Origin of the sequence: Novosphingobium sp. AP12 (assembly GCF_000281975.1) — a bacterium.
Lineage (GTDB): Bacteria > Pseudomonadota > Alphaproteobacteria > Sphingomonadales > Sphingomonadaceae > Novosphingobium.
Map to the genome: position 1 here is coordinate 1 of NZ_AKKE01000020.1, position 12,633 is coordinate 12,633.

Sequence of the window (12,633 nt, forward strand, 5' to 3'; positions counted from 1 at the left end):
GAGGCTGCGCCGCGCGGAGCCGCCGGCTACCGCCGCGCGGCGTGTACCCGCCTTTCCGGAGAAACGGCGTGCCTTTACGTCCGGCCCGGCGCCTGCGCTCCCGATCCCCGCTACGATCTGCAGGCGTCGCTCGAACGCGCGGGGCTTTAGGCTTCCCGCGCGCGGCGGGCTCAGCGGTGGCTGCCCATCATGTTCGCATGGGTGATCGCCACGGCCAATGCATCCGAGGCGTCCTCGCCGGCCAGCTTCACGCCGGGCAGCAGCACCTTGAGCATCGCCTGGATCTGCTTCTTGTCCGCGCCGCCGGTGCCGACGAGCGCCTTCTTGATGACCTTGGTAGAATATTCCGCCACCGGCATTCCGGTGCGCGCGAGGCTGAGCATGGCGACGCCGCGCGCCTGGCCTAGCTTGAGCGTCGACTGCGGGTTCACGTTGACGAAGACTTCCTCCACCGCGCCCGCATCGGGGCGGTGAAGGAGGATGACGTCGGTCAGGCCGGCATCGAGCTCAACCAGCCGCTCCGCCATTCCGGCCTTGGCATCGGTGCGGATTTGACCGTTGGCGACGTGGCTGAGGCGGCTGCCGCTCTTGGCGACGATGCCCCAGCCGGTGCAGGTCAGGCCGGGGTCGATGCCGATGATGATCATGTGGGGGCGCTTAGCCCAGCGTCTCCATCACTTCGTCGGAGATTTCGTAGTTGCCCCAGACGGTCTGGACGTCGTCGTCCTCCTCGAGGGTGTCGACCAGCTTCATCAGGGTGCTGACGGTATCGGCGTCGACATCGACGGTGAGGTTGGGCTTCCACGCGAGCTTCACGCCCTCGGCCTCGCCGAGCGTCTTTTCGAGTTCGCGCGCGACTTCGTGCAGTGCATCGACAGAGACCCAGATCTGGTGGCTGCCGGGGTTCTCGTCGCCGTCGCCCATGTCGCTCTGTACGTCCTCGGCGCCCGCCTCGATCGCGGCTACAAGAACCTTGTCCTCGTCACCCACGCTGGCGGGATACTCAATCAGGCCGAGACGCTCGAAGCCGTGGCTGACCGCGCCGCTCGCGCCGAGGTTGCCGCCGTTCTTGGCGAAGGCGGTGCGCACGTTGGTGGCGGTGCGGTTGCGGTTGTCGGTCAGCGCCTCGACGATGATGGCGATGCCGCTGGGGCCGTAGCCCTCGTAGCGCACTTCCTCATAGTTCTCGGCGTCGCCCTTGGTCGCCTTGTCGATCGCGCGCTGGATGTTGTCCTTGGGCATCGACTGCGCCTTCGCGGCGTTGACGGCGGCGCGCAGGCGCGGGTTCATGTCCGGGTCGGGCATGCCCATCTTGGCCGCGACCGTGATTTCGCGACTGAGCTTGCTGAACTGCGCCGAGCGCTTCTTGTCCTGCGCACCCTTGCGATGCATGATGTTCTTGAATTTGGAATGGCCTGCCATGAGTCCGCTCGCTGCCTGCCCGCCGCCTGTTAGTCATTGAGGACGCCGCGGGTGTCGATGAATAAGGAGGCGCGGCCCTTACAACACGGGGGGGGGCAAGGGCAACCGCCCCGATGCGCAGATCGCCGGGCTGCAGCGTCGCGGCACTGCCCGGGCAGCCCGCGATCAGCTTCGGGCTGTTCGTTCCGGTCACTGCGCCTGTTTTACGGGGCGCATCCAGCGTAGCAGTCGGTCAGGGACTGACCGTGGCGAAATTCCTTGGATATAGGCTTCCACGGTAACAGCGGTCAGCGCCTTCGCCGTCATTCGGTGCGGTTCCAGACACCAAGGAAAGTCGCTTTGCGCAGCTTTGGAATCCGCAGTGCCGCGGATTAGGACGCACTCGAAGCAGGCGCCCGTTCAGTGATCCGGTGACAGCTTTCGGGCTCGTCCGGCGCAAGAGCTATGACGAGGTTGGGAGGATAGTGGACCTCGGGCGCGGCTCGCCGTGTGACCACCCGCCATTAACCCATGAAGGATCCCTTTCACGCCTTGATCGAGGCGATTGAACTCGAGGGACCCAGAGAACGTGGGTTTTCATAGCCTAGTGACGGGGCGTGAGGGAAGCGCGAGGGTTATACCAGCCTGATGAGCAACGAAAAGCCGTCGAAACTGCCACGTAGCCCTCTTGCTTTACAATGCGGATCACATAAACCGCCGCAAGGCTCTTCTCGCTCGTATGGCTGCGATTGCAACGGCCTACAGCTGCGCACAGCCCATTGCGAAGCCGTAAATTTTTGTTGATAGTCAAGGCGTTGTTGAAACGGGAAAGCTTTGGCATCGGATCATAATTCCGGCCGCCGATCCTCATTCTTGCGGCAAGACTAGCCTGAAGGGGTTGGCACAGAAAAATGAACCAGGAACTGAAGCTCGAAGAAAAAACGGGCGAAATTGGCTTTAATACGCCCTTTCTTATCGTAACCCCTACATTCAACTCAGAACATTATCTGGATGAGACTATCATCTCGGTGGTATCCCAGTCTGGGCCGTTTGAGATAATATACCACGTTCAGGATGGTGGCTCGACTGACCGCACTCTTGCTATTTTACGTCGATGGAAGCGCCTGATCGACAGCGGCGATTTCCCGATCAACTGCAACGGGCTGCGTTTCTCATTCGCGAGCGAGCGGGATGCAGGCATGTATCAGGCCATCAATCGCGGGATCGCCGCGGCCCGACCCGAAGGCCTTTTCCTGATGGGGTGGGTCAACTCCGACGATCGACTGGCGCCCGGTGCGCTTGCAACACTGGAAGTGGTTTACCACACATTCCCCGACGTGCGCTTCACAACAGCACGCGTGGCCATGATCGACAACCGAGGCTCGTTGATGGGCGTCAACCTGCCCATCGATTACAATCGCGTCGCCCTTGCGCGCGGTGACCATGACGGACGGACCCGAAATTTCGTAATGCAGGAGGGGACATTCTGGCGTTCTGATCTGTGGGATGCCGTCGGGGGCCTGGACGAACGCTTCCGCCTGGCGGGCGACTGGGACCTGTGGCGCCGTTTTGGCGAACACGCCCCGCTTTACACGATCGATACTCTGATCGGCTTCCACCGCCGCCGGCCGGGACAACTTTCGGCTGACATGGACCGCTACTACGAGGAAGTGGACGCTGCGCTGCCTCAAGTCGGAGGCGTAGTTGTCCCTGACGAACAAGATGTTGGCATGATCCGCTTCGATTTGGGCAAGCAGCGCTGGATCCTTTACCCCAATTACGGTCGCCGCTTGGACATGCCTCTACTGCAGGATGCCAACGGCGACCGCGAGCAAACCGTGCGGGTCACCCCGTTGACGGGCGTTCGGCGTAGCGAAGGCCCCTATCCTGAAGGCGGTCTTCCTGCCGGCATGCGTTGGGTCGACGACACACGCATGACTGCGGAGGTGTTCGTGCCCTCGGCCGGGCGCTGGACGATGACGCTGCGCATGCGCAACTGGCGCCCTCGCCTAAAGCTGCGAATTTCCCGAGGCGAAGCGATCTGCTACGATGACGTACTGAGCGCCGGCGAGGAACATGCCGAAAATGAAATTCGCGCTTCTGTCTGGCTGGAGGCGGGGCGCAATATCCTGTCTATCGATTCCTCGGGCGAAGTCGGCGAGGTCGGGACCTGGCTGTTCATCATCCTGGACTGGTACGTCCATCTCGAGGCAGACAGACATCTGCGCGTGCCGGGTAACGCCTTCGCACGCAGAATCACGCGTAGCGGCTTTGCCTGGCCGCGCATCTCAATCGTGGTGCCTACTTTTAACCAAGGTCACTTCATCGAGGAGACGCTGCGCTCACTCATCGACCAGAACTATCCTGACCTTGAGATCATTGTCATGGACGGCGGGTCTAGCGATGCGACCCGCGACATCCTGGCACACTATGCGGATCACCTCGTCTACCACCGCTCGGCCCCTGACGGCGGGCAAAGCGCGGCAATCAACGCCGGGTTCTCGTACGCCACCGGCGATATCCTAGGCTGGCTGAACAGCGACGACCTGCTGGCCCATGACGCGCTGTTCGCAGTTGCTTTTGCTTTTGGCAGCAAGGATGCTCCAGACATCGTCGCCGGTGTATGCACCAGCTTCGACAAGAGCGGCCCGGTGCGCCGCCACCTGCCATGTCTGGCGAATGGGCCGCTGCCACTCGCGCAGATCCTCGATATCGAGGGCTCCTGGCTACAGGGTCGCTTCTTCCACCAACCCGAAGTGTTTTTCTCGAGAGAGATCTGGCAAAGTGCCGGCGCGCACGTGGAGGAACAGCTTCATTACAGCATGGACTACGATCTATGGGCGCGGTTTGCCATGGCTGGCGCACGCATCCAGGTCATTGGCATCGAGATCGCCAAGTTCCGCCTGCATGCCGCACAGAAGACCTCTTCGCCCGAGGTCTACTCGCCGGAACTGCGCGCTCATGCTCGTCACCTGGCTGACACCCTCGCCACTACCCCAGCCGAACCCACGCGCGCCGCCATACAGTCGATCCTCACAATCGCGATGTTCAACGACTATGGCTATAAGTATGGTGCAGGCACGGCTCATCGTCGTCTGGCCACTGCGCTCACGGGGTTCGGCCACCGCGTCGTTCCCTTCGCCTATGCCGATTTCGACCTTAGCCCGGTCGATCGGGTGCTGACTGGCGAAGCCATCGTTGACACGCTGCTGGCAGAGGACCCCGACCTTGTGATTCTGGGAAACCAGCACGCGATCGGCGCAGACTTTCTCGACGTTCTGGAAATTCTCGTCGCGCGTGGGGTACCGACAGTATTCTTCGCGCATGATGAGTGGATCGTCACGGGGCGCTGTGGCTATCCTGGCAGTTGCACCCGCCTGGAAAGCGCCTGCGACGACGCCTGTCCCACTGCCAGCGCGTATCCGGCGCTTGCCCCGCCCCTCGTAAGCCCGGCCTTCGAGCGCAAACGCGCCCTTCTGGCCAGGGCGTCGCTCGACATCCCATTCGCAATCTTCACCAACAGCCAATTCATGAGCTCACGGATCGAGCGCCTACTGGGCGTATCGGCCGCTCCGCCCATCCGCGACGTGAGGCTTGGTGTAGACTGCGCGATCTTCCGCCCGCAAAGTCGCATCCTAGCCCGTCGACGCCTGGGCTTGCCGGAAGACGCTTTCATCGTGCTAACCGCCGCGGCGGATTTGTCGGACGAGCGGAAGGGCTTTGCTCGTGCTATATCGGCATTTGAGGCGCTCACATCCGCGGACAAGCTACTACTGGTGATGGGTCTCATGCCGAACCGCCCGCATATTCACGGCGCTGTCCTGTACTCAGGCCACGTCGCGGACGAGCAGCTTGCTGCGCTTCACTATGCCGCAGCCGACGTGCTGATTTCGGCCAGCAACCAAGAGGCTTTCGGACAGGTGCTGATTGAGGCTGCGGCCTCCGGGTGCCCGACCATCGCCTTGGATGTGGGCGGGGTGGCCGAGGCGGTCTCTGATGGACAAACCGGTGTTCTGATACGCACGCATGCACCTGCGGCTCTGGCGCGCGCTCTTCAACGCCTGCATGACGATCCATCGCTGCGCGAGCGACTCGGCCTCAACGGGGTTCTCCATGCTCGTACACGCTACTCGCTTGAAGCGTGCGCTTGGTCGTTCTTGACTGTTCTCGAGGGGCTCGCCGTTTTCCGCAGTGTGCCGATGGCACCTAACCTTGTGCTTTCAACTGACGATACGCATGCTCCGTTCCTCGCGTATCTCACCGGTGAACGCGCGACACCTCCCCCGGATGATGGCTGGGAAACCGGTGCAGGCCTGTTGCGTGAGAAGGATGGCTTGCCTGAACTCAACCTTGAGCCAGGCTATGCCTGGCTGTTGCACCCCACTTCCCGTGTCTTCGTGCGCGCGCAGCAGTTCGGGGTTCAAACGCTGCATATCCATGGCCGGTCGTCCATCCCTGGCCAAGAGGTCACGGTCCGGGTTAACGGGGAGCTTGCCGCCACCCTTTTCTACGACCAGAACGATGCACGCGTGCGGGAGACCCGGCAAGTTCGTGCCGCCCTGGTCCCCGGCATGAACCGCGTCGACTTCGAGTTCGCCATCGCCGGCGGGTTCGAACACGAGCCGCGCGCACTAACCTTCCGCCTCGAAGGCATCGATGTGGGAGATCGGGATGCGGAGCATGCCAGCAGCTGGCAGCCCCTTTCTGGTTTCGGCCAGTTGGAAGGGCCTTATCTCGAGCACAACATCACCCGGCCCTTCCGCTGGATTGAAAAACCGACGGCGCGGCTGCGGGTCTATTCCGGCAAATCGCTTAAGACCCAGCTGCGCATCGTGTGCCGCAATCACTTTGCGGGACAGTGGATCGAGATCGCCGTCAACGGGGCAACGGTAGGCACCGTCCGGTTCGAGAATGCTGCCTTCATCGAACTTTACGAAATCCTGCTACCGGTAGCCGTGGTTCGAGGATGGAACTTGATCGCCATCAAGGTAGGTCATTCGGGCTTCTCCAAGGATGAGCGTGAACTGCTTGTCGCAGTCGATAACGTCGAGCTTCTGGAAGTGGAAAGGCCCATTGGCCGCGTCAGGCGCTATTTCGAAAGCGACAAGGGCTTCAACTCGTGACTAGTCTCGCTGGAGCCTTCTTGCACCGGTCGTCTACATGCCTTTGATTTCTGTTACCGGGATCGAGACCCGCGGCGACGCTCTCGCCTTCGACTTTTCATGGCAACCCGAGAACGACCTGGCGATCGGCGGCACGCTTACCAGTGGGCACGCCGGTGTCGCGCTTGGCTTCGGGCCGACCGTCGCCGTCGCACACTGGCCTGCCTGGTTGCGCGCGATCACGCATTTCGGCGAGGCCGGCGGTGAGGCGGGTATTTGGCTTGACCCCCACCGGCAGGCCGAACGCGGGACTGAAAGCTTCTGGGCTTTGGATATGCGCGGCGCCCGGACACGTGAGCCCATAGCTGCTTTCTTGGTTGGCCTGGCCGATGCTATTGACGCCGCCGACATGAACCCGTCGGAAGAGCAGCGTCAAGCCGTCCAAACCTGTCGCGGCATGGCGCTGGCGCTGGCGTGCGAAGCGCAAGGTGGAGTTCCAGCCCCGGCTGACTGGCCTGAACTTTTCTGGCCCGCTTCCTTGCCTTTGCTGGTTGACGATCACAATGCCGGCACCCTGCGCCGTCATGTACGCCTGACGTACCGGATGCCCCGTGTGGGAGGATGGCTGACGGCGGGCTGCTCGCTGCGGCTGTTCCAAAGCGAGCGGTCTTTCGGGATCGAATTTCGAGCCCTTGACGGAGACCTTCTACCAGCCGCAATTGTTCCTGCGTGCATCGAAGATGATCTGGGCCCTCTGCTGCGCTTCACCATCGACCGCGGTGGTGCAGGCACCACTTTTGAAGGTGAAGCACAAGCAGACCAGGCCCTACGGATCGTGCGGGCCGTGGCGCGGCAAGTCTCGCGTGACATGACTGGGAATCCTGCAATGTCTGCGCTAACTGGTTTTCAAGGCGGGCCGTGGCGCCACTGGCTGGCAGCGATGCCCGATCTCCTTGCCTCTCCCTCACCGATGTCGCTAGAGACGGCGCAGGATCATTAGGACGCTGAAAATGCGACGACCACGGGGAGCGGTTTCTTTGCGGCAATTAGGGATGGAACGCGGGCGTCTGGTCGCGGGCGGTCTGGCAGCGCTGGGTGTTGTGGTGCCACTCGTGATCGGTGCCGCAGTCGATAATGTTTCGGCGGGTATAGCGTTGATGTGCTCCAGCTTTGGGCTCGTGTGCCTGCTTGGTGCGTTCGTGGTTTTCGACTGGTCGCAGCGTGAAGACTTACGTGGTCGCCTTTCCGCCTGGGAACCGGTTGTTCAGCAGATGCGCGGAGCCACCTTGCGCTTGGAGCAGATCCAACGCCGCCTTGCCGAGATTGACGCCAACACGCACGAGATCAGGGCTCTCAAGCACCTCGTCAACGAGGAGCGCCATAACCTCAGCCTAGTGGCAAGCGGGATGGTCGACATCCGCGGCATTATCGACAATGAGCAGGTCAACCTGGGCAACATCGCCAATGCCGTGCATGAGATCCGAGTCGATACGGGGCGTCTGGCCGAACAGGCCGGCGATGCCTTCGACGAAGTGCGCGCGTTTTCCGAGATCGTGCAGGCCCTGCGGAGCCATCTCGACGCGCTCTCTGCCAAATTCGCGATCCTGGACGAGCGCAGCCTGGCCGAACAACGCAACCTGGGACTTGTTGCTTCCGGGTTAGATGGCGTGCGCCGTGCGGCGAATGGCGTCGAACGCTTTGAATCGCGACAAGCGGCCTTCGAAGACGTCCTGGTTTCCCTCTCCGATCAGATCGATGCGCTCACCGCCTCGTCGACGCTACGTGATAAGGTGGTATGATTCCGAAATTAGCCATGGAAAATGAACTTCCCGAAGACAGTCTGGGCGCGCAAGTTCGCCGGCGCCTGATCGCTGCCGCACAGGATCGCCAGGACGTGGACTTGGTGATAATGGCCAACGAAATCAACTTCGCGCATGGAACCGGCATCCTTATGAGCCGGATCTTGGCCGAACTGCCTTCCTATGTACTGTTCCGCGCCTTCGATCATTGGGGCGGCATGCAGGTCGTCGAACCAACGGCGGACTTTGTGCTGCACCGTTACTCGCAGGATCGCCAGACTATCGCCGGTTTCGTGGCCTCGCGGCTGCCGCCTTACGCGCCGCGGTCGATCTTCAGTGTTCCTTACACACGAGAGGATGTGGTCATGGCACTAACTGCCAAGGCAATGACCGGGGCGCCGCTGGTGATCTGGGTAATGGACGATAACTGCCTGTCCAACGAAGGCATTCCGCTTGCGCTTATGCGTGAACTGGTGCTTGCGGCCGACGCACGCTTCGTCATCTCGGACGTAATGCGTGCTACCTACGAGGCGCATTTCGGCCTGCCCTTCTGGGTGCTGCCTCCGCTAGTTGCCCGCCGCTTCATCCGCACTGAGCCCTGCCTGCCCCCGCCCCAGGAAGAACCGCTACGTGGTGCCATCGTGGGCAACATCTGGCATCAGGCTTGGCTGGAGGATGCGATCGAAGCGCTGAGCGGCGTCGAAGTTCCTATCGAATGGTACACCAGCAGCAACGACCTGCACTTCCTGAAATACACAGATGCGGACCTCGCGCGCGCCGGGATCGTTATCAAGAACGACCTTACGCATGACGAGATTGCAGTTCGCGTCGAGCGGTCCGCCTTCATTCTCGTCCCATCCTTCAGCGGAACCGAAACCGACGGACACGCCGCAGCCATCGGGCGACTGTCGCTTCCCTCCAAGATGCCCTTCGTCACCGCGACAGCAGGTACGCCATTCCTGGTGCTCACAAACGGCGAGAGCGGCGCGGCAGACTACGTTCGCACGTTCGACCTTGGCGAAGTCGCCGCATATGATCAGGAGGCGATTATCGCCGCGATCAATCGAATTGCAGATCCTGATAAGCAATACCGCGTACGCGAACGCTCCTTCGCAATCGCCCCAGCCCTCGACGTGACGGGGCTACATGGATTCCTAGTTGATGCCGCGCGCAACAGATCGTTGACCGATGATCGTTTCGAACTGCTTTTCAGCACAGCCTCCCTTGCCGGACGCGAACGCAGTGACTGCTCCATAATGCAGTGCTGAACCATCCTCCGTGTTCGACCTTCCGGTCGGATACGGGGCAGAGAAGGTCCCGACCAATGTTTGCCGGCGGTCGTCGCGATCCGATGCGGCCATGCGCACTCCCAGGCACAGCTGATTGATGGTCAGGCATTTTCAATCGACGCCCGACGGTCTGCCTAAGGGTTTGCGGCTCACTTGGCCTTCACTGCACTGCGCTGTACCGATAGCACTTGCTCTTGGCCGCCGTCGTTGGCAGAGCCCGCGGATGTCCAGCAAAGATCACCGTGAACCCACATTGCTCAAGGCTCCTGTCACGGCAAGTCTGCGTCTGCCCGGGTTCGGCCCAGGCAGGAAGTCTTTTCAAATCGCCTCTGCCCTGATGATGGCCGGCACCATGCTGGCCGGATGTAGTTCGTTGCCGCAGAACGCGCCGACGAGCCGCAACATCGTCAAGGCCAGCCAGAGCCCGGCCAACACGCTCAATTACAAGATCGTCGAACTCGACGCAGCGCTGGCTTCCACTCCGCCGCAGCGCAATGAGCTGGGCCTGGTGAAGATGGCCAGCTTCGCCAACATACCTGCCCCGAATCGATCTGATATGGTCCTCCCTGGCGATATCCTGCTTGTCTCGGTTTACGAAGTTGGCGTGAGCCTGTTTGGCGGTCCGGCGCCCACCTCCGCCGCCACGCCTACCGCCCCCGGCCTGCCTCCCTCGGCCGCTGCACATAACATCCCTGTTACCGTACGCGAAGACGGCAATATCAGCCTGCCTTACATCGGCACGCTCAAGGCTAACGGTTTTTATCCTGAAGAACTGGCCGAGCAGATCGGAACACGTCTTGCCCCCTATTCGCAATCGCCCCAAGTGCAGGTGGCAATCTCGCAAAGCGTGGGTAACGCTGCCTACGTCAACGGCGCGGTCGCCAAGTCTGGCCGCTATCCGCTGACCAGCGCGCATGAACGCCTGCTCGATGTAATAGCCCTAGCGGGCGGATCGGCGATCGACGTCAATGATGCAGAACTGCACTTCACCCGGCGAGGAGAGTCCGCGACACTGCGCCTAGCGGATTTGCGTGCGGAAGATCGTGCCAATATCCAGGTGCTGCCCGGCGACCGAATCGAGATCCGCAAGCAGCGGAAAAGCATCACCGTGTTCGGCGCCACTGATCGGGTCTCGGAAATCGGATTCGAGGCGCCCAATCTGTCGCTGGCAGAAGCGCTGGCTCGCTCAACCGGCCCGGCCGACAGCCGCGCCAACGCACGCGGTGTCTACCTCTTCCGTCTCGAGCGAGATAGCAGCGGCGACGTCCTACAGCCGGTGATCTATCACATTGATATGATGAACCCGCAAACCTACTTCTTAACGCAGATGTTCCAGATGCAGGACAAGGACGTCATCCTTTATTCCAACAGCTCGTCGAACCTCACTCAGAAGTTCGTGGGTATGCTCAACATGCTGTTTAGCCCGGCATTGGGCATCCGCTACGCTACCCAGTAAAGGCCACGAACATGCGCATAGGCATTGACGGCCACAACCTGGTCATCCCCAAGGGGACCGGGGTAGCCACCTACGGCTCCTCGCTGGTCAACGTTTTGACGAAGGCTGGCCATCAGGTGGAGGGCGTATTTGGTATCGATCCGGGCCGCGACCCCGCTACCCGCGAGACGCTTTTCTTCGACCAGTTTGGTCATGGCCACCAGATGGGCAACGTGCGCAAGCAGACCACGCGCTCGGTGATCTGGAACCACGGGACACGGCCGCTTATTCAAGTGCCGTTGACCGAACATGTCGATAAGCGCGGCTTCGCCCAGCGCTGGCCGGATTTTTCCGCCTTGTGGACCAGCCCGTTGATGTTTGAAGTAGCCCGGGCGCGCTTTATGCATTTGCGTCGCTTCACCACTGTGACGATGCCTAGGCCACCTGCAGTCATGCACTGGACCTATCCGGTACCGCTGCGCGTGGCTGGCTGCCGGAACGTCTACACGCTGCATGACCTGGTCCCGCTGAAGTTGCCGCATACGACCCTCGACAACAAGCGCTACTACCACCGCTTGATCGCCGGCTGCATCGCGACGGGCGATCATGTGCTGACGGTTTCGGAAGCGAGCCGGCGCGACATCATCGAGATGTTCGACGTGCCGGAGGACAAGGTGACCAACACCTATCAGTCTAGTCCCCTTCCCCCCTCGATCGCGGCATCCTCCACGCAGGAGGACTGCGCCATGGTGGAGCGCTTGTTCGGCCTGCCGCCGAAGGGCTTTTACCTTTTCTTCGGTGCCCAGGACCCCAAGAAGAACATCGCCCGGATCATCGATGGCTACCTCATGTCGGGCAGCGAGCGTCCGCTGGTAGTCGTCACCTCCCGCGATTGGGGCATGGACGGCACGATGGGTGCGCTGGCCGCCGACGGCACTATCTACGGTCGCAAGCCCGAACGTCCGATCGTCATGTTGCAATACCTGCCACGCGAGATGCTGTTCCGTCTGATCCGGGCGGCGCGTGCAGTGTTGTTCCCTTCGATTTACGAAGGGTTCGGCTTACCGGCGCTAGAGGGGATCCAGCTGGGAACGCCGATAATCTCTTCGAATAGCTCCTCACTACCTGAGGTCGTAGGTGAAGCCGGGCTTCAGGTCGATCCGTACAGCACCGACGAGATCGCCCAGGCCATCCGCCGTCTCGATAACGACGAGGTGCTCTACGAGCGGCTGTGCGCCGCCGCCCCTGCGCAGGCTGCCCGCTTCACGGACGATGCCTTCCTTGCCCGCGTGCAGGCGGTCTACACCAAGCTGGGACTGGGCTAACGCTTACGCTTCTGTAGGCCCGGCTGAACGTGTACTATACTGCCTCGCTTGACTTTGGCTCTGACGTATCGATGAATGTGCCAATGAGATGCGGGGTCACGGGATGATACCGGCGCTAGTAACAGATGCTCGGACCACACAAGGCGAGCCGGTTCATGCGGGCGGAACCGGGCTCGCCCGAGCGACCAACACCCTAGCCCGCTGGGCCAAAATCTGCAGGGCGCGTCCTGTTGCCCGCCTCTGTTACCTTGCCACTCTCCGGATTGATTCCAAGAATCGGGT

The 12,633-nt window shown here is 61.5% G+C and carries 8 protein-coding genes and 1 pseudogene; 6 read left to right on the plus strand and 3 right to left on the minus strand.

Translation table 11 applies throughout. From position 1 onward, the window contains the following. Window positions 1-170: 170 nt before the first annotated feature. The 3 genes and pseudogenes from ruvC to PMI02_RS26915 form a co-directional block, all read right to left on the minus strand. Window positions 171-647 carry a crossover junction endodeoxyribonuclease RuvC gene (gene ruvC, locus PMI02_RS04220; RefSeq protein ID WP_007679194.1) on the minus strand — a complete coding sequence of 159 codons (477 nt, stop codon included), beginning with the start codon at window positions 645-647 and terminating at the stop codon, window positions 171-173. Window positions 648-657: 10 nt separating this feature from the next. Further along, on the minus strand, window positions 658-1,422 hold the full coding sequence (locus PMI02_RS04225; protein ID WP_007679195.1) for a YebC/PmpR family DNA-binding transcriptional regulator: 765 nt from the start codon (window positions 1,420-1,422) through the stop codon (window positions 658-660). A 231-nt stretch (window positions 1,423-1,653) separates the two neighbouring features. Next, window positions 1,654-1,784 (minus strand): annotated as a pseudogene (locus PMI02_RS26915) (transposase); the annotation flags it as partial. A 528-nt stretch (window positions 1,785-2,312) separates the two neighbouring features. On the opposite strand from PMI02_RS26915, the gene PMI02_RS25740 reads away from it, so the two are divergent. The 6 genes from PMI02_RS25740 to PMI02_RS04255 all read left to right on the plus strand — a co-directional run bounded on the left by PMI02_RS25740 (window position 2,313) and on the right by PMI02_RS04255 (window position 12,351). Then, the gene (locus PMI02_RS25740; RefSeq protein WP_007679196.1) at window positions 2,313-6,524 is read left to right on the plus strand and encodes a glycosyltransferase; all 4,212 of its coding nucleotides are present in this window, start codon (window positions 2,313-2,315) and stop codon (window positions 6,522-6,524) included. A 37-nt stretch (window positions 6,525-6,561) separates the two neighbouring features. Continuing rightward, a complete protein-coding gene (locus PMI02_RS04235) occupies window positions 6,562-7,503 on the plus strand; it encodes a hypothetical protein (RefSeq protein WP_036502188.1) in 942 nt (313 codons plus the stop codon). Between the two features lie 52 nt (window positions 7,504-7,555). Beyond that, the gene (locus PMI02_RS04240; RefSeq protein ID WP_157222366.1) at window positions 7,556-8,302 is read left to right on the plus strand and encodes a hypothetical protein; all 747 of its coding nucleotides are present in this window, start codon (window positions 7,556-7,558) and stop codon (window positions 8,300-8,302) included. 14 nt (window positions 8,303-8,316) lie between these two features. Beyond that, window positions 8,317-9,570 carry a hypothetical protein gene (locus PMI02_RS04245; RefSeq protein WP_036502192.1) on the plus strand — a complete coding sequence of 418 codons (1,254 nt, stop codon included), beginning with the start codon at window positions 8,317-8,319 and terminating at the stop codon, window positions 9,568-9,570. A 244-nt stretch (window positions 9,571-9,814) separates the two neighbouring features. After that, entirely contained in the window at window positions 9,815-11,047 is a 1,233-nt protein-coding gene (locus PMI02_RS04250; RefSeq protein WP_007679207.1) for a polysaccharide biosynthesis/export family protein, read from the plus strand. 11 nt (window positions 11,048-11,058) lie between these two features. After that, entirely contained in the window at window positions 11,059-12,351 is a 1,293-nt protein-coding gene (locus PMI02_RS04255; protein WP_007679212.1) for a glycosyltransferase family 1 protein, read from the plus strand. Window positions 12,352-12,633: the final 282 nt, after the last annotated feature.